This window comes from Acidovorax soli, assembly GCF_014207955.1.
Classification (GTDB): domain Bacteria; phylum Pseudomonadota; class Gammaproteobacteria; order Burkholderiales; family Burkholderiaceae_C; genus Acidovorax; species Acidovorax soli_A.
This window is the reverse complement of record NZ_JACHLK010000001.1, coordinates 655149-672947: the sequence shown is the minus strand read 5'-3', so window position 1 is coordinate 672947 and position 17799 is coordinate 655149. Positions and strand designations below refer to the sequence as shown.

Sequence of the window (17799 nt, the reverse complement as noted above, 5' to 3'; positions counted from 1 at the left end):
CTGCTATTCGGTTGCGCTGGAGATCACGCCGCCACCCAGGCAGACATCGCCGTCGTACAGCACGGCCGACTGGCCGGGCGTCACGGCCCACTGGGCCTCGGGAAATTGCAGCGAGAGGCCCGCGCCATCGGCCGCCACCACGGTGCAGGGCGCATCGGGCTGGCGGTAGCGTGTCTTGGAACCGTAGACGCCCGGCGCGGGTGCATGGCCGGCCGTCCAGCTCACGTCCTGCGCGGTGAGCGCGCGGGACAGCAGCCAAGGGTGGTCGTGCCCCTGCACCACGCGCAAGGTGTTCTTGGCGAGGTCCTTGCGCGCCACGAACCAGGGCTCGTGCTCGCCACCGCCGCGCTGCGCGCCTTTTTCCTTGACGCCGCCGATGCCCAGGCCCTGGCGCTGGCCCAGGGTGTAGAAGCTCAGGCCCACATGCTTGCCCAGGGTGCGGCCCCGGTCGTCCTGGATGGGGCCGGGCGCATGGCTGATGTAGCGGTTCAAAAACTCGCGGAACGGCCGCTCGCCGATGAAGCAGATGCCGGTGGAATCCTTCTTCTTGGCATTGGGCAGACCGATTTCTTCCGCAATGCGCCGCACCTCGGTCTTGTGCAGCTCGCCCACGGGGAACAGGGTCTTGGCCAGCTGCGCCTGGTTCAGGCGGTGCAGGAAGTAGCTCTGGTCCTTGGCTGGATCGAGCCCCTTGAGCAGCTCGAACAGGCCCGAATCCGGGTTCTGGCGCACGCGCGCGTAGTGGCCCGTGGCGATCTTCTCCGCGCCCAGGCGCATGGCATGGTCCAGGAAGGCCTTGAACTTGATCTCGGCGTTGCACAGCACGTCGGGGTTGGGCGTGCGGCCGGCCTGGTACTCGCGCAGGAACTCGGCGAACACCCGGTCCTTGTAGTCGGCCGCGAAGTTCACGTGCTCGATCTCGATGCCGATCACGTCGGCCACGGCGGCCGCGTCCACGAAGTCGATGTTGGACGAGCAGTACTCGCTGTCGTCGTCGTCTTCCCAGTTCTTCATGAAGATGCCGACCACCTCGTGGCCCTGCTGCTTGAGCAGGTGGGCGGTGACGGCCGAGTCCACGCCGCCGGAGAGGCCGACGACGACGCGGTGCTTGGTGGGTGCTGTCATGGCCCCAATTGTATTTTTTATGGAATGCGCACGCTGCGCGGGCGCGCAGTACGCGTAGCCACCAGCAGGTCATAGAGCTGCTGGGCTGCGGGCGACAGGGAGCGCCCACGGCGCTTGATGAGTCCCATCTGCCGGGTGACCACGGGCTCCACCAGGGGAATGCTGACCAGCGTGGGGTGGTCCTTGCCCGGCATGGCCAGGCGGGGCACGGCGGCCACACCCAGGCCGGCTTCGACCAGCCCGAGCAGGGTGGTCACATGCTTGGCCTCGTACAGGCACTGCGGGCGGTCGGGCACATTGGCCAGCGCCAGGTCCATCAGCAGGCGGTTGCCCGAGGTCTTGCCCACCGACATGAAGTCGTGCTGGCCCAGCTCCGCCCAGCTCACCTGCTTGCGCCGCGCCAGCACATGGTCGCGCCGGCAGGCGGCCACGAAGCGCTCGGCCAGCACGGGCTTGAACTCGATTTCGGCCTCCTGACTGCCGATGAAGTTGAGGCCGAAGTCCGCATCGCCCTGGGCCACGGCCACCAGCACCTCGTTGGCGCTGGCGTCGTGCACCTTGACGCGGATCTTCGGAAAGCGCTCGTGGTAGCGCTTGACCACCTGCGGCAAAAAGTAATACACGGCCGAGGGCACGCAGGCGATCGTCACCTCGCCCATGCGCCGCGCCGCCACGTCGCCCAGGCCCATCAGCATGCCATCGAGGTCGTCGAGCCACAGCCGCGTCTTGCGCGCAAAGTCGCGGCCCACGGCCGTGAGCGTCACACGGCGCGTGGTGCGGTCGAGCAGGCGCACGCCCAGGGCCTCTTCGAGCTTGTCGATGCGGCGGCTGAAGGCCGGCTGCGACAGGTGGATGGATTCGGCCGCGGCGCGAAAGCTCTGCAGCTCGGCCACGGCGGCAAAGGCCTGGATATCGGCCAGATCGAATTTGGTGTGCATGGCGAAGGCCCGTGTGGAATGCCCCCGGAAGGGGCGTGGTGTGCATTGCGCGCGGTGCATCAATGCTTCGCAACATTGCAATTCACAGGCGCCATTCCATCACGTACAAGCGCCCCACATCTATTGCGCTGCATGCATCAATCGTTGTCAACAATGCAATTCACAAACAATCGGCGGCGCCGCACCATGCGGCCCCATGAGCTACCACCTTCCTTGCGTCCTGATGCGCGGCGGCACCTCCCGGGGTCCGTTCTTCCTGGCCGACTGGCTGCCCACGGATCCCGCCGAGCGTGACCGCACGCTGATCGCGGCCCTGGGTTCGCCGCACGAGCTGCAGATCGACGGCCTGGGCGGCGGCAACTCGCTGACCAGCAAGGTGGCCATCGTCTCGCGCTCGGGCCATGCCGGCTGCGACGTGGACTACCTCTTCGCCCAGGTCAGCGTGGACGAAGCCCGCGTGGACACCCGGCCCAACTGCGGCAACATGCTGGCCGGTGTGGGGCCCTTCGCCATCGAGCAGGGCCTGGTGCCCCCCAGCGGCACGGGCGACGTGACGCGGGTGCGGGTCTACAACGTCAACACCCGCTCGCGCATTGATGTGCAGGTGCAGACCCGCGGCGGCCGCGTGCACTACGAGGGCGATGTGCGCATCGACGGCGTGCAGGGCACGGCCGCACCGGTGCTGATGAATTTCCTCGATGCCTGGGGCGCCGTCACGGGGCAGATCTTCCCCACGGGGCAGCGCATCGACACCCTCCACGGGCTGCCTGTGACCTGCATCGACGCCGCCCAGGTGATGGTGCTGGTACGCGCCGCCGACCTGGGCCTGCGCGGCGACGAAACGCCCGCCGAACTCGATGCCGACACCGCCCTGCTCGCCCGTCTGGAGGCCCTGCGCTGCGAGGCCGGTCTGCGCATGGGCATGGGCGATGTCTCGGGCAGCGTGCTGCCCAAGCCGGTGATCGTCTCGCCCGGCGCGGCACCCGGCAGCACCGTCTCGCGCTACTTCACGCCGCGGCGCTGCCACCGCTCTCACGCCGTGACCGGCGCCATCGGCGTGGCCGCCGCCACGGTGCTGCCGGGCACCGTGGCCAGCGATGCGCGCACTGCGCCCAGCGCCGGCACGCGCCGCGTGGAGGTGCTGCACCCGGCCGGCCGCATCCACGTGGATGTCGAACTCGCCCTGCTGGACGGCCAGTGCACGCTGGTGCAGGCCGCGCTGGTGCGCACGGCCCGAAAGATCCTGGAAGGCACCTTGTTCGTCGCAGAGGCCGCTGCACACCCCTGATTCCCTTCGCATCCCCCATCCATCCACAACGACCTGACCGGAGACAAGACCATGGCCCATCCCTTCCCATCGCGCCGCCGCACGCTGGCTGCCGCACTGGCGCTCGCCACACTGGCCGGCGCACCGCTGGCGGCGCACGCCGCCTTTCCCGAGCGTTCCATCACCCTGGTCGTTCCCACGGCCGCCGGGGGCGGCAACGATGGCATGGCGCGCGTGGTGGCGCAGAAGATGTCGCAGCTGCTGGGCCAGTCGGTGATCGTGGAGAACAAGGCCGGCGCCAACGGCGCCATTGCCGCCGAGTATGTGGCGCGCGCCGCGCCCGACGGCCACACCATCCTGTTCGGCTACATCGGCACGCACGGCATGAGCCCGGCGCTGCAGAAGCTGCGCTACGACCCCATCACCCAGTTCGAGCCCATCGGCATGGTCTGCTACTCGCCCACGCTGATGGTCATCAACCCCAAGGTGCCGGCCAAGACCGTAGCCGAGTTCGTGGCCCTCACCAAGGCGAACCCCAGCGCCTACAACTACGCCTCGGCCGGCAACGGAACGGCGCCGCATTTCTCGGCCGAGATGTTCAAGCTGGAAAGCGGCGCGCAGATGGCGCATGTGCCCTACCGCGGCTCGGCCCCGGCGATGAACGACACCATGGCCAACCAGACGCAGGTGATGTTCCCCAGCCTGTTCTCGGCCTCGTCCCACGTGAAGAACGGCAAGCTGCGCGCGCTGGCGCTGGCTGGGCCCAAGCGCTCCTCGCTGATGCCCGATGTGCCCACGCTGGAGGAGGCCGGCATCAAGGGCGTGGAGATCACCCAGTGGTATGCCCTGTTCGCCCCGGGCAAGACGCCCAAGGCCGTGGTGGACCAACTCAACAAGGCGCTCAACACTGCCCTGGCCGACAAGGATGTGGCGCGCCGCATCGAAGAACAGGGCGCCGTCGTGGACAGCAGCACACCCGAGGCCCTGGCCCAGACCGTGCGCCAGGAACTGGCCAAGTGGCGTGGCGTGGTGCAGAAGGCGCAGCTGACCGCCGATTGACCCTGCCGAACAAGCACGAACACCCACCGAGGAGACCGCATGAAGAACACGACCGGCGCCCTGTGCGCCTTGTCCGCCCTGCTGGCCTGCGCGCCGGCTTTCGCCCAGACCACGGCCACCCAACTCACGCTCTACGGCGTGGTCGACCTGGGCCTGCGCCACGCCAGCGGGCTCACGGCCGCCAATGCGCCTGCACCCGGCTCGCACCACAGCCTGGGCAGCGGCATCCACACCACCAGCCGCTGGGGCGTGCGCGGCAGCGAAGACTTGGGCGGCGGCGCCCGCGCGCTGTTCAACCTGGAAAGCGGCCTCAACGCCGATACGGGGGCGCCCGCCAACAGCACCAAGGTTTTCGACCGCGCCTCCTGGGTGGGGCTGCAGAACGCCTGGGGCAGCATCGCCCTGGGCCGCCAGACCACGCTGCTGGCCGACGCCATTGCGCCCGTGGACCCGCTGGCCATGCGCTTTGCCAGCTTCAACCCCAACATCGGCGTCACCGCGCTGAGCCAGCACGGCCTGGGCATCGAGTACGGCAGCGCGGGCGCCAACACGGGCTCCTACCGGCTGGACAATGCCGTCAAGCTCAGCGGCCGCTGGGGCGGGCTCACGGCGCGGGCCATGCTGGGGGTGGGCGAAGTCGCATCCCAGTCGTCCGCTTTGTCCTCGCACGGCCTGGGCCTGGCCTATGCGGATGGCGGCCTCACCGTGTCCGGCGCCTGGCAGACCTTCAAGGACGCCAACCTGCGCCCGCTCGACGCCGCCACGCTGGGTGCGGCGTACCAATGGGGCAGCGTGCGCCTGGCCGCCAACGCCGGGCGCAGCAAGGCGCAGACGGGCGCGGCCACGCACACCGAACAGCGCGTGCTGTCGGCCGGCGCCACCTGGGCGGCACTGCCGCTGCTGGACCTGACCGCCACCTACTACAAGATCGACCGCGCCCGCACCGCTGCAGCCGACGATGGCTACGGCCGCATGGTGGCCTTTGCCGAGTACAAGCTCTCGCGCCGCACGCGCGTCTATGCCGAGCTGGACCACACGCGCTGGCGCGATGGCTACCAGGGCGCAGCGAACAAGCGCACGGCCACCGGCGTTTCCGCCGGTGTCATGCACAGCTTCTGACGCCGCTACACGAACTTTCCCGTGATGCCACCGTCCACCATCAGCTCGGTGCCGGTCACATAGGCCGAGGCATCGCTGGCCAGGAAGGCGCAGGCGTGGGCCACGTCCCAGGCCGTGCCCATGCGGCCCATGGGCACCTGACGGGCGCGGGCGGCGCGCGCTTCATCGAGGCTGGTGTCCGAGAACATCTTGGCCACCGTGGTCGCGATGCGCGGTGTGTCGATCAGCCCTGGCACCACGGTGTTGGCGCGCACGCCCTGGCCCGCGTACTGCTGCGCCACCATGCGCGTGAAATGCGTGACTGCGGCCTTGGTCACCCCGTAGGCCAGGTGCGGGTAGCCCAGGTAGCGCATGCCCGCGATGGACGAGATGGTGATGATGGAGCCCCGCCCGCGCTCCACCATGCCGGGCAGCACCTCCTGGCAAGCCAGCAGCAGGCTGCCCACGTTCACGCCGTGGATGCGTTCCAGGTCTTCGGCGCTGGTCTCCAGCGGGCCGCCGGTCTTGCCGATGCCCACGTTGTGGTGCAGCACGTCGATGGCGCCGCCAAAGCGTTCGCGCGCCTCGGCGAACAGGCGCTTCACGTCGGCGGCCTCGGCCACGTCGCCCACCAGGGTGGTGGCCGTGCCGCCCTCGGCCTCGATCAGCGCGGTGGTCTCTGCGGCCGACGCGGCATCGCGGTCGGCCACGCAGACGCGGGCGCCCAGGCGCGCATAGGTGACGCAGGCGGCGCGGCCGATGCTCCAGCCCGGGCCGGCCGATCCGCCGCCCGCCACGAAGACCACGCGGCCCGACAGGTCCAGCGGCAGGGCGGGTGGAATGCTGTTCTGCGCGCTCATGGTGCCAGCCCCACGGTCATGCCGCCGCACACATAGACCACCTGGCCCGTGGTGAAGCCCGCGCGCGCATCCAGCAGCGAGGCCACCAGGTGCGCCACCTCCTCGGGCTGGCCCATGCGCCGCAGCGGAATGGTGTCCAGGATGCGCTGCGTGGCCGGTGCCCCGGGCGGGTTCACGCGCTCGAACAGCTCGGTGGCAATCGGCCCGGGGCCGATGGCATTGGCGGTGATGCCGTTGGCACCCAGCTCCAGCGCCAGCGTGCGTGTGAAGCCGTGCAGCGCCGCCTTGCTGGCGGCATAGGCGATGCGCTCGCCCTTGCCCAGCGCCGCGCGGCTGGAGATGTTGACGATGCGCCCAAAACGCGCCGCGCGCATGGCCGGCAGCAACGCCTGCACGCAGGCCATGGAGGCCGCCAGGTTCACGTCCATCACGGCCTGCAGGTCGGCGCGGGTGGCGGTGTCGATGCCGGCGGGCCGCACGATGCCCGCGTTGTTCACCAGGCGGGTGATGGGCCGCGCTGCCACGGTGCGCGCCAGCGCCTCGCGCAGCGCGGCCTCGTCGGCCAGGTCCACCTGCACGAAGGTCTCCTGCGCGGCCACAGCCTCAGGCGCCGCGATGTCGAAGTTCACGACCTGCAGGCCATCGGCCATGAGCCGCGTGGCCACGGCGCGGCCGATGCCGCGGCTGGCGCCCGTGACGAGCACCGTGCCCTCCTGGCTACCGCTCATGCCTGGCCATCCTTTCCGCCCACGAAGGGAATCGCGTGCTCGATGGTGTCCCAGATGAAGCGGCCCGAGGGGCTCTTCTGTTCTTCCACGATGTGCGCCACCAGGCCGGCCGCACGCGAGATCACGGCAAAGCCACGCATCACTGCGGTGGGCACGCCGATCTCGCCCAGCAGCGCGGCCACCGCACCCGTGGCGTTGATGGTGATGGGCCGGCCCGCCACCTCGTCCACGGCCTGCGACAGCGTCTCCAGCGCGCGGATCTTGTCGCCCTGCAGTTCAGGTTCGGCACGGCCCATCTCCAGCAGCTTGTAGGCGCGCGGGTCCACCGGTTTGTGCAGGTGGTGGCCGAAGCCGGGCACGGGGAACTTGAGCCCCTTGTAGTGGCGCGCAATGGCCAGCGCCTCGGCCTTCGGGTCGGCCGCGGCCGCGATGCGGTCGAGCAGGCCGGCGCAGTTCTCCATGGTGCCCACGAAGGAGCTGCCCACGGCCAGCAGGCCGGCCGATACGGCGCCCTGCAGGTTCTCGGGCGCGCTCATGTAGATCAGCCGCGTGGCGATGGCGCTGGGCGTGAGGCCGTGCTCCATAAGCACGATGAGCACCACGTCGGTGATGCGCAGGTCCACGCCGCGCGGCGCGCGGCCCAGGATCTGCATGAGCATCACCTCGGTGAAGGTCTTCTTGCCCATCAGGTCCTCGACCAGGTTCGCATCGCGGTAATGCAGGCTGGTGAGGGTGTGGGTGCACAGGCGGGTGACGGGGGTCTTGGAAGCGGTGTTGGTCATGGGGATGGTTCCTTCAGGCCGTGGCGGCGCCGGCCAGTGCCGCATCGCGCACGGCGGACTTGAGCACCTTGCCCACGGGCGAACGGGGCAGGCTCTCGTGGAAATGGATGTGCTTGGGCGTCTGCACCGGGCCCAGGCGTTCGCGCACAAAAGCGATCAGCTCGGCTTCGGTCGCCTGCTCGCCAGGGCGCAGCTGCACGGCGGCCTGCACGGTTTCGCCCCACTTGTCATCGGGCAGTCCGAACACGGCGCATTCGTGCACGGCGGGGTGCTGGCCCAGCGCGTTCTCCACGTCCACCGGGTAGACGTTGAAGCCGCCGGTGATCACCATGTCCTTGAGCCGGTCCTTGAGGTAGAGATAACCGCGCTCGTCGATGAGCCCGCGGTCACCCGTGTGCAGCCAGCCGTCGACCAGGGTCTCGGCAGTCTTCTCGGGCAGGCGCCAGTAGCCGGTCATGAGCAGGTCGCCACGCGCCACCACCTCGCCCACCTCGCCCGTGGGCAGCAGGCGGCCATCGGGCGCCATGATGGCCACGTCGCTGAACCAGGTGGTGCGGCCCACGGCGGCCCAGTTGGCCGGGTCCTCGAAATCCGCGGGCTGCATCACGGTGAGGATCTGCGGCGCCTCGGTCTGGCCATAGGTCGTGCCCAGCACCGGGCCGAAGAAATCGCGCACCTGGCGGATCTTCTCGGGCGGCATGGGCGCACCGCCGTAGATGAGCCGGCGCAGGCGCGGAAAGTCCGCGCGCGACGCGCCGGGCAGCGCCATCAGCATGTAGACCAGCGTGGGCGGCATGAAGCACACCGTGCCGCCGCGCTCGCGGAAGGCCGTGCACACCGCCTCGGCCCCGGCGCCGGCCAGCACCACGTGGCAGCCGCCCTGCGCCAGGATGGGCAGCAGGTAGGTGGAGGTGCCGTGCGTGATGGGCGCGGCCACGATGTAGCGCTCGTGCTCGTCGAAGCCCCAGGCGTGGATCTGGTTGGTGATGTTGGCCATCCACGCGCGGTAGGGCTGCATCACGCCCTTGGGCGCACCCGTGGTGCCGCCCGTGAACTTGATGGCCTGGGTCGCATCGCCCGGCAGGTCGATCACCGGCCGCGGAGCACCGGCATGCACGGCGGCCAGGTCCGCCAATCCTGCGGTCGTCAGCAGGGTGCCGGGAGCCCCATCGAGCAGGTCGGCGCAGGCCGCGTCCAGCACCAGGATGGAGGGCTCGGTCGCATCAATGATGCGGCGGATCTCGGGCCGGGTGCTCTTGGGGTTGAGCGGCACCCACACCTTGCCGCAGGCCAGCACGGCCAGCAGCGCGGCGATGTGGTCGGCGCTGTTGCCCGCGCAGATGCCCACGCGGCTTTGCGGCGCCGGGTCGATGGCGGTGAAGCCGGCCGCCAGCGCCGCCACGCGCGCGGCCAGCGCGTCGTAGCGGATGGCGCCCTCGGGCGCGTCGATGGCGATGCGGTCGGGCCAGCGCAGGGCGGCGCGCCAGAAGAAGTCGATGGGGAACATGGGGAACAGGGTCGTGGTGGGGGAATGGATCGCTTACTCGGCCGTGGCGCCAGACGCTTTGACCACCTCGCGCCAGCGCTTGATCTCGGCGGCGGCAAAGCTGCGCATCTTGTCGGGCGTGCCCGAATCGGGCGTGGCGGCCAGCTCCTGCAGGCGGTTGCGCACCTCGGGCAGGGCCAGCACCTTGTTCAGGGCAGTGTTGAGCTGCTCGACCACGGGGCGTGGCGTGCCCGCAGGAGCAGCCAGGCCGAACCAGGACTGCACGTCGAAGCCCGCGTAGCCCGACTCGGCCAGCGTGGGCACGTCGGGCAGCAGGGGCGAGCGCTGGACGCTGGTGATGGCAATGGCGCGCAGCTTGCCGGCCTGCACCTGCGGCAGGGCCGAGGGCGTGTTGTCGAACATCGAATCCACCTGGCCGCCGAGCAGGTCGGTCACGGCCGGCGCGCTGCCGCGGTAGGGCACGTGCAGCATCTTGAGCTGGCTCTGCATCTTGAACATCTCGCCCGACAGGTGGATGGACGAGCCGCTGCCCGAGGACGCAAAGGTGATGCCGTCCTTGGACTCTTTGGCGTAGCGCACGTAGTCGGCCAGGTTCTTCACCGGCAGCTTGGGGTTGACCACCAGGATGTTGGGGATCTTGGCGATCATGCCGATGGGCTCGAAGTCCTTGACCGGGTCGTAGCCCAGCTTGCCGTACAGCGAGGCGTTGATGGTGTTGGCGATGGTGTAGACGTACAGCGTGTAGCCGTCGGCGGGCGCGCGCGCCACGGCCTCGGCGCCCACGTTGCTGTTGGCGCCCGCGCGGTTGTCCACCACCACGGGCTGGCCGAGCTGGTCGCCGAGCTTGACGGCCACCAGGCGCGCGATCACGTCGGTGGCGCCGCCGGCCGCATAGCCCACGACGAGCTTGACGGGCTTGTTCGGCCAGCCCGGGGTGCTGGCGGTCTGGGCCTGCAGGGGCAGGGCGGCGGTGCAGGCGATGGCGGCGGCCAGGGCCAGCAGGCGGCGGCGCGGCGCGGTGGTGGTGTGCGAGGTCATGTCTTGTCTCCTGGGTGTGTCGGGAAAATCCGTCTTGGCGCCCCCGGTGCGTGGCTCTGCGGCACACTGCGCACTGGTTGCATCGACGGACAAATTCTTTCCCATGCCCTCCCGACCTGCGAATCGAAACGTCCGACTGCCGGACGTTCCAAGCCCCGCCCCTGTGGCCGAAGCACCGCTGGACGACCCCGGTAGCCGCACGCTGCGCCGGGGGCTGCAGGTGCTCGACGCCATCCTGGCCAGCGGGCGCGACGGCCTGCGCGTGATCGAGCTGTGCCGCGCCGCGGGCCTGGAGCGGGCCACCGTCTACCGCCTGCTGGCCACCCTGCTCGAAGGCGGCCACGTGGCCCGGCGCGGGCGCTTCCACTACGTGGCCGGGCCGCGCCTGGCGGCCGTGGCCGCACCCACCGCCCTGCCCAACATGGCCATGCGCCTGGCGCCCGTGCTCGAACGCGTGAGCCGCGCCTGCGGCGATGCGGCCTTTGCCATCGTGCGCGAGGGGCCGGCCTCGCACTGCATTGCGCGCCATGTGGGCACGCACCCGGTGCAGATCCTGGTGATCCAGGTGGGCACGCGCCAGCCCCTGGGCGTGGGTGCGGCCGGGCTGGCGCTGCTGGCGGCCCTGCCCGACGACGAGGTGGACGCCTGCATTGCGGCCAACGCACAGGCCCTGCCGCACTATGGCGGCATGACGCCCGAGCGCCTGGCCATCCTGGTGCGCGCCACGCGCGAGCGCGGCTGGTCGGTGGTGGGCAACCATGCCACCCAGGGCGTGCTGGCCGCGGGCATGGCCGTGCGCAATGCCGAGGGCGCGCCCGTGGCCGCGATCAGCGTCGCATCGACCCTGGACCGCATGCCGCGCGAGCGCCAGCAGCTCCTTGCGCGCTGGATGCGCGAGGCCCTGGCTGCACTGCTGCCGAACGGGGTGTGACGGTTTGGCCCGCGGTGTGCGACCATCGCCCCCATCACACACCATGATGGCTGCACGCCAGGCAGAACCCCGATGGAACTGAGACAACTGCGCTATTTCGTGCGCGTGGTGGAGCGCGGCTCCATGAGCCGCGCCGCGCTGGACCTGGACGTGGTGCAGTCCGCGCTGAGCCAGCAGATCACCCGGCTCGAAGGGGAGCTGGCGACCCGGCTGCTGCACCGCACGCCGCGCGGCGTGGCGCCCACCGAGGCCGGGCTGGCCTTCTTCCGCGAGGCCCAGCTGACCCTGCGCCACGCCGAGCAGGCCGTGCGCGCAGCGCAGCAGGCGCGGCTGTCGGGCACGGTCACCGTGGGCCTGGCGCCCACCACATCGGGCGTGCTCGGCCTGCCGCTGATGCAGGCCATGCGCAGCCGCTACCCCGATGTGCGGCTGCACATGGTCGAGGGCATGTCGGGCCACCTCACGGACATGCTGCATGCGCGCCAGCTCGACCTGGCCGTGCTGTTCGACACCCGGCTGCACCAGGCGCAGCCAGCGGGCACCGGGCGGCGCTGGCAGGTGCAGCCGCTGCTGGAGGAGGACCTGTTCCTGATCTGCGCGCGCGGCGGCCCGGGCGCACGCCGCCTGCCCGAGACCATCACCGTGGCCGAGCTCGGCGACGAGCCGCTGATCCTGCCCACCGGCCCGCACGGCCTGCGCAGCACGCTGGACACGGCCTTCGCGCGCGACCGCGTGGCCCCGCACATCGTGCTGGAGGTCGACTCCCTGGCCATGGTCATGGCCGCGGTGGACGCCGGCCTGGGCTCCACCCTGCAGCCCTGGGCGGCCATGGGCCGCTACCCCGATGCCGCCCGGCGCTTCCAGTGCGCGCGCCTGACCGATGCACCCGCGCGCCGCGTGAACCTGCTGTGCAGCCTGTCGGAGGACGAACTCTCGCCCGCCGCCCTGGCCGCGCGCGTGGTGGTGGCCGACTGCGTGCGCGGCCTGGTGGAGGCCGGCCAGTGGTTCGGCACCACGTTGATCGAAAAAGGCACACCCAGCCATCTGGTTTCGTGATACCTGCATGACCGGCACCCGCTGCACGGCGGGCCCGGGGATTTCTACAGTGGCGGTCACCCCGAACCACAGGGCGGCCGCACCGCCCAGGAGACCCCACGATGCCGCGCGCGCTTACCGCCCGCGCTCCCCGCCTGCGGGAGCGCTGAGCCATGCAATCCTCCACCCTCCCCGACGTGCTGGTGATCGGCGGCGGCAATGCCGCCCTGTGCGCCGCGCTCATGGCGCGCGAGGCCGGCGCCAGCGTGCTGCTGCTGGAGGCCGCGCCACGCGCCTGGCGCGGCGGCAACTCGGCCCACACGCGCAACCTGCGCTGCATGCACGACGCACCGCAGGACGTGCTGGTCGATGCCTACCCCGAAGAAGAGTTCTGGCAAGACCTGCTCAAGGTGACCGGCGGCCAGACCAACGAGCCCCTGGCGCGCCTGGTGATCCGCGCCTCGGGTACCTGCCGCGACTGGATGCGCCGCCATGGCGTGCACTTCCAGCCCTCGCTGGCAGGTGCGCTGCACACGGCGCGCACGAATGCCTTCTTCATGGGCGGCGGCAAGGCCCTGGTCAATGCCTACTACCGCAGCGCCGAGCGCCTGGGGGTGCAGGTGCGCTACGAAGCGCCCGTGGACCGCATCGAGACCGAGGGCGGGCGCTTTGTCGCCGCGCACTGCAAAGGCCAGCGCATCCGCGCGCGTGCCTGCGTGCTGGCCGCCGGCGGCTTCGAGTCCAACCGCGAATGGCTGCGCGAGGCCTGGGGCCAGAACGCGCGCGGCGAATGGCCGTCGGACAACTTCCTGATCCGCGGTACGGCCTACAACCGCGGCGTGCTGCTGCGCCACCTGCTCGATGGGCACGGCGCCGACCGCATCGGCGACCCCACGCAGGCCCACATGGTGGCCATCGACGCGCGCGCGCCGCTGTACGACGGCGGCATCTGCACGCGCATCGACTGCGTCTCGCTCGGCGTGGTGGTGAACCAGCAGGCCGAGCGCTTCTACGACGAGGGCGAGGATTTCTGGCCCAAGCGCTATGCCATCTGGGGCCGCCTGGTGGCCCAGCAGCCCGGGCAGATCGGCTACTCCATCATCGACAGCCAGGCCGTGGGCCGTTTCATGCCGCCGGTGTTTCCGGGCGTGCAGGCGGACAGCCTGCCCGGGCTGGCCCAGCAACTGGGGTTGGACGTGGCCCGCTTCATGCACACGCTCGACGCCTACAACGCGGCCTGCCGCGTCGGCCGCTTCGACCACACCGCACTGGACGACTGCCACACCGAGGGCATCGCACCCTCCAAGACGCACTGGGCACGCCCCATCGCCACACCGCCGTTCTACGGCTACGCGCTGCGACCTGGCGTGACCTTCACCTACCTGGGCCTGCGCACCGACGAGAGTGCCGCCGTGCACTTCGATGGGCAGGCCAGCCCCAACCTCTTCGTGGCCGGCGAGATGATGGCCGGCAACGTGCTGGGCAAGGGCTACACGGCCGGGGTGGGCATGTCCATCGGCACGGCCTTCGGGCGCATCGCCGGCACGAACGCCGCGCGCGCAGCGCAAGGTCAGGAGGTGGCCCATGCAGTCGCTTGATGCCCTGGTGCAGGATGCACGGGCGCTGGCCGATGGCGCCCTCGCCATCCCCCTGTCGGCGCCCGAGACCGAGGTCGCGCGCCAGATGCAGATCTGCAATGCCTGCCGCTACTGCGAGGGCTTTTGCGCGGTGTTCCCGGCCATGACGCGGCGCCTCGAATTCGGCAAGGCCGACATCCATTTCCTGGCCAACCTGTGCCACAACTGCGGGGCCTGCCTGCACGCCTGCCAGTACGCGCCGCCGCATGCATTCGCGGTCAACGTGCCGCAGGCCATGGCCCAGGTGCGCGGCCAGACCTATGCCGACTATGCCTGGCCACCCGCGCTGGGCGCGCTCTACCAGCGCAACGGGCTCACCTTGGCGCTGGCGCTGGTGGCAGGGCTCACGCTGTTTTTGCTGCTGGCCGTGGTGCAGCAGGGCCAGGGCCTGGCAGCGCTGTGGGGCCAGAACCTGGGCGGCAATTTCTACCGCCTGTTCCCGCACAACCTGCTGGTAGGCCTGTTCGCGCCGGTGTTCCTGTTCGCCACGCTGGCCCTGGCCCTGGGCGTGCGCCGCTTCTGGCGCGACATCTCGCCCGCGACCAGCGGGGCACCCCTGAGCGGCCCGGCGGCGGCCGAGGCAACCGATGCCGTGCTGCGCCTCAAGTACCTCGATGGCGGCCATGGCGAAGGCTGCCACGACGCGGACGATGCCTACACGCTGTGGCGCAGGCGCTTTCACCACCTGACCTTCTACGGCTTTGCGCTGTGTTTTGCCGCCACCAGCGTGGCCACGCTGTACCACTATGCCTTCGGATGGGCCGCGCCCTACGACCTGCCCAGCCTGCCCAAGCTGCTGGGCGCCGTGGGCGGCACGGCCCTGGCGCTGGGCACGGCCGGCCTCTGGCACCTGAACCACCGGCGCCACCCGCAGCACGGCGATGCCGCGCAGAAGCCCATGGACCGGGCCTTCATCGCCCTGCTGTTCCTCACCAGCACCAGCGGCCTGGCGCTGTGGCTGGCGCGCGGCACCCCGGCCCTGGCGCTGCTGCTGTGCCTGCACCTGGGCGCAGTGATGGCGCTCTTTGCCACCTTGCCCTACGGCAAGTTCGCGCATGGCGTCTTCCGCACCGCGGCGCTGCTGCGCCATGCGGTCGAAAAGCGCCAGCCCAGCCCCATCGGCCTGGGCGATGACTGATCCGTTCCCGACAAGACCACCAAGGAGACTCCGATGAACATGAACCCTCTGCTGCACGCACTGGCGCTGGCCGCATCCACCCTGGCGCTGGCGGCGCCGGCACAGGCCCAGGACTTTCCGCCCAAGAAGCCCGTCACCCTGGTCGTGGGATTTGCCGCCGGCGGCGCCGCCGACGCGGCAGCGCGGCTGATCGCCAAGAAGCTGGGCGAGAACATCGGCCAGCAGGTGGTGGTGGACAACAAGGGCGGTGCGGGCGGCAACATCGCGCACCAGTTCGTCGCCAACGCCGTGCCCGATGGCTCGGTGCTGCTGCTGGGCTCCATCGGCCCGCTGACCATCGCCCCGCACCTCATGAAGCTGCCCTACGACCCGTTCAAGGACCTGGCCCCCGTCTCGGGCGGCGTGAACTTCCCCAACGTGCTGGTGGTGCACAAGGCCACGGGCGTGAAGACGCTGGCCGAGTTCGTGCAGCTGTCGAAGAAGAAGCCCGGCAGCGTGGACTTCGCCTCCACCGGCGCGGGCTCGGCCTCGCACCTGGCGGGCGAGCTGTTCAACCAGCGCGCGGGCATTGACATGGTGCACGTGCCCTACAAGGGCGGGGCGCCGGCCCTGCAGGACCTGCTGGGCGAGCGCGTGGCCTCGTACTTCTCGGCCCCGCCCACGGCCATGCCCCATGTGGAGGCGGGCCGGCTGGTTCCGCTGGCGACCACGGGGCTCACGCGGCCGGCCTATCTGCCGGGCATCCCCACGGTGGCCGAGTCGGGATTCCCGGGCTTCGAGGCGCTCAACTGGTACGCCTTCGTGGCGCCGGGCAAGACGCCCGCCGCGATCCTGGACCGCTGGAACAAGGAGATCGTGGCCGTGCTGGGCGACCCGGCGGTGAAGGAGGCGCTGGACAAGCATGGCCTCACGCCGCAGCCCACCACCCGCGCGGAGCTCACCGCCTTCATGAAGAAGGAGTCGGCGCAATGGGCCGCCATCATCAAGGAGCGCAAGCTGATGGCGGAGTAGCGGCCGGCGCATCCGCACGCACCAGGCCATCGCGCAGCAGCGCTGCCAGCCACTGCGCCAGTTCCTGCGGTGCCGGCAGCAGCCCCTCGGCCTGCAGCAGCGCACAGGCCTGCTCCACCGAGGCACCGGCCTGCAGATGGGCAAGCCATGCGGCTTCGTGCCGGTCCAGCGTGCGGAAGTGCGGCTGGTGGCCCTTGCGCCAGACCAGCAGGGTGGCCGGTTCCGAAAGTGCCGCTGCCTCGGGCACCGCGTCGTCGGCATGGATGGCGTTCCACAGGGCCACGGCATTGGTGGTCAGCGGGCGCAGCAGCGCGCTCGGGTGCAGCACGGCGCTGCGATGGATCCAGTCCAGGGCGGATGCCGCATCGCCCCCCAGCGCCGGAACGTCGGGGCCATCGAAGCGCGTGCGCAGGTCCCAGTCGAGCCGGGCCAGTTCAAACAGCTCCGGGTTGTCGGGGTAGAGGCCGCGCAGCGCCTCGGCAAAACCTTCGCCATAGCGGTTGAGGCTGCGCACCGTGGGCGGGTGCGCCACGGCATGGTCCCTGGCATGGGCCTCGAAACTGTCCGAGCCCATGTACAGCCAGGTCTTGGCATGCGTATCGGCCAGCACTTCGGCCAGGCGCGCGCGGTAGGCATGGTGGTAGATGCCCAGGCGGCCCGTGACCGGGGCATCGTCGCCCAGGGCCTGCAACGGCTCGGCCAGGATGCGGTCCGCCAGGTCCTGTTGCTGTACCTGCAGCGGCCGCGCGGGCGCTGGCGTGGTGCCCCAGGACCAGGGGGCAGGGCCTGCCGTGCCGGCCCGCGGCAGCTGTTCGGCGGCAATGCGCCGCGCCACGGCCATCTCGTCCAGCAGTTCGGCCAGCGGGGGAATGCGGTCGTCGCGCTCGACCATGGTGGCCACCGCGCCAAAGCGCGCGCAGGCCTGGGCATACAGGTCCCACACGGCCGGGGCCACCGGGTGGTCGTGCGTGTCGATGATGTGGTCGCCCAGGTCCGAATGCCCGGCCAGGTGGATCTGCTGCACGCGGTGCGCGGGCAGGGCGTCGAGGTAGGCCAGCGGATCGAAGCCATGGTTCACGCTGCTCACGTGGATGTTGTTCACGTCGACCAGCAGCAGGCAGTCGGCCTCCTGCGCGATGTGGGCCAGGAACTGCCATTCACTGGCGCTGTCGTCCCAGTAGCGGATGTAGCTGGACACGTTCTCCAGCACCAGCCGACGGCCCAGCACATCCTGTGCGCGGCGGATCTGCGCGACCACATGGCGTGCCGAGGCATCGGTGTAGGGCAGCGGGTACAGGTCGTGCAGCCAGGGCCCGGAGCCCGGGCCCACCCAGCACAGGTGGTCCGACACCCACAGCGGCTCGATGCGGTCAGCCAGGGCCTTGACCTGGCGCAGGTAGGCGAGGTCCACGCCCTGCGCCGAGCCGATGGACATGGCCACGCCATGCATCGCCATGGGGTAATCGCGCCGCAGCGTGTCGAGCACCGCCAGCGGCTTGCCGCCCTCGACGAGGTAGTTGTCGGTGATGACCTCCAGCCAGTCGAGCGGCTGGGGGCCGGCGAGAAAATCCGCGTAGTGCGGGGTGCGCAGGCCCAGGCCGAAGCCGGTACCGCGCACGGCGATGGGGTCGTGTGCCATGGTGAG

At 70.5% G+C, this 17799-nt stretch carries 16 protein-coding genes; 8 read left to right on the top strand and 8 right to left on the bottom strand.

Annotated features, from left to right (window positions below):
- Nucleotides 1–3 precede the first annotated feature (3 nt).
- Nucleotides 4–1125 (bottom strand): tRNA 2-thiouridine(34) synthase MnmA, encoded by a 1122-nt coding sequence (gene mnmA, locus HNP48_RS03155; protein WP_184855379.1) that lies wholly within the window; start codon nucleotides 1123–1125, stop codon nucleotides 4–6.
- 17 nt (nucleotides 1126–1142) lie between these two features.
- Nucleotides 1143–2063: a LysR family transcriptional regulator gene (locus tag HNP48_RS03150; protein WP_184855378.1), complete on the bottom strand. Its 921-nt coding sequence runs from the start codon at nucleotides 2061–2063 to the stop codon at nucleotides 1143–1145.
- 196 nt (nucleotides 2064–2259) lie between these two features.
- Here HNP48_RS03150 and HNP48_RS35265 point away from each other — a divergent pair, with 196 nt between their 5' ends.
- From HNP48_RS35265 to HNP48_RS03140, 3 genes are read left to right on the top strand one after another with little or no spacing between them, the layout of a single operon-like run.
- A complete protein-coding gene (locus HNP48_RS35265; RefSeq protein ID WP_260420060.1) occupies nucleotides 2260–3351 on the top strand; it encodes a 4-oxalomesaconate tautomerase in 1092 nt (363 codons plus the stop codon).
- A gap of 51 nt (nucleotides 3352–3402) precedes the next feature.
- Nucleotides 3403–4389 carry a tripartite tricarboxylate transporter substrate binding protein gene (locus HNP48_RS35260; protein WP_260420059.1) on the top strand — a complete coding sequence of 329 codons (987 nt, stop codon included), beginning with the start codon at nucleotides 3403–3405 and terminating at the stop codon, nucleotides 4387–4389.
- A 39-nt stretch (nucleotides 4390–4428) separates the two neighbouring features.
- Nucleotides 4429–5508: a porin gene (locus HNP48_RS03140; RefSeq protein ID WP_184855377.1), complete on the top strand. Its 1080-nt coding sequence runs from the start codon at nucleotides 4429–4431 to the stop codon at nucleotides 5506–5508.
- A 5-nt stretch (nucleotides 5509–5513) separates the two neighbouring features.
- Here the strand turns inward: HNP48_RS03140 and HNP48_RS03135 are convergent, their stop codons facing one another.
- Genes HNP48_RS03135 through HNP48_RS03115 form a run of 5 tightly spaced genes read right to left on the bottom strand, consistent with a single transcriptional unit; the run spans nucleotide 5514 to nucleotide 10402 of the window.
- Nucleotides 5514–6347, bottom strand: a complete 834-nt coding sequence (locus HNP48_RS03135) for an SDR family NAD(P)-dependent oxidoreductase (protein WP_184855376.1) — start codon at nucleotides 6345–6347, stop codon at nucleotides 5514–5516.
- Nucleotides 6344–7075 (bottom strand): SDR family oxidoreductase, encoded by a 732-nt coding sequence (locus HNP48_RS03130; RefSeq protein WP_184855375.1) that lies wholly within the window; start codon nucleotides 7073–7075, stop codon nucleotides 6344–6346. The genes HNP48_RS03135 and HNP48_RS03130 overlap by 4 nt, the downstream gene beginning before the upstream one ends.
- Entirely contained in the window at nucleotides 7072–7857 is a 786-nt protein-coding gene (locus HNP48_RS03125) for a citryl-CoA lyase (RefSeq protein ID WP_184855374.1), read from the bottom strand. The genes HNP48_RS03130 and HNP48_RS03125 overlap by 4 nt, the downstream gene beginning before the upstream one ends.
- A gap of 13 nt (nucleotides 7858–7870) precedes the next feature.
- Complete coding sequence (locus tag HNP48_RS03120) at nucleotides 7871–9364, bottom strand: class I adenylate-forming enzyme family protein (RefSeq protein WP_184855373.1); 1494 nt, start codon at nucleotides 9362–9364, stop codon at nucleotides 7871–7873.
- Nucleotides 9365–9397: 33 nt separating this feature from the next.
- Nucleotides 9398–10402 (bottom strand): tripartite tricarboxylate transporter substrate binding protein, encoded by a 1005-nt coding sequence (locus HNP48_RS03115; RefSeq protein ID WP_184855372.1) that lies wholly within the window; start codon nucleotides 10400–10402, stop codon nucleotides 9398–9400.
- A 103-nt stretch (nucleotides 10403–10505) separates the two neighbouring features.
- On the opposite strand from HNP48_RS03115, the gene HNP48_RS03110 reads away from it, so the two are divergent.
- From HNP48_RS03110 to HNP48_RS03090, 5 genes are all read left to right on the top strand, one after another.
- Nucleotides 10506–11333, top strand: coding sequence for an IclR family transcriptional regulator (locus tag HNP48_RS03110; RefSeq protein ID WP_184855371.1), 828 nt, complete (start codon nucleotides 10506–10508; stop codon nucleotides 11331–11333).
- A gap of 72 nt (nucleotides 11334–11405) precedes the next feature.
- Complete coding sequence (locus HNP48_RS03105) at nucleotides 11406–12389, top strand: LysR substrate-binding domain-containing protein (RefSeq protein ID WP_184855370.1); 984 nt, start codon at nucleotides 11406–11408, stop codon at nucleotides 12387–12389.
- Between the two features lie 152 nt (nucleotides 12390–12541).
- On the top strand, nucleotides 12542–13966 hold the full coding sequence (gene tcuA / locus HNP48_RS03100; protein ID WP_184855369.1) for an FAD-dependent tricarballylate dehydrogenase TcuA: 1425 nt from the start codon (nucleotides 12542–12544) through the stop codon (nucleotides 13964–13966).
- On the top strand, nucleotides 13953–15143 hold the full coding sequence (gene tcuB, locus HNP48_RS03095; protein WP_184855368.1) for a tricarballylate utilization 4Fe-4S protein TcuB: 1191 nt from the start codon (nucleotides 13953–13955) through the stop codon (nucleotides 15141–15143). The genes tcuA and tcuB overlap by 14 nt, the downstream gene beginning before the upstream one ends.
- Before the next feature lie 33 nt (nucleotides 15144–15176).
- Nucleotides 15177–16154, top strand: coding sequence for a tripartite tricarboxylate transporter substrate binding protein (locus HNP48_RS03090; RefSeq protein ID WP_184855367.1), 978 nt, complete (start codon nucleotides 15177–15179; stop codon nucleotides 16152–16154).
- Here HNP48_RS03090 and HNP48_RS35640 read toward each other — a convergent pair.
- Nucleotides 16126–17793, bottom strand: a complete 1668-nt coding sequence (locus HNP48_RS35640) for a DUF692 family multinuclear iron-containing protein (RefSeq protein ID WP_184855366.1) — start codon at nucleotides 17791–17793, stop codon at nucleotides 16126–16128. The genes HNP48_RS03090 and HNP48_RS35640 overlap by 29 nt on opposite strands.
- Nucleotides 17794–17799: the final 6 nt, after the last annotated feature.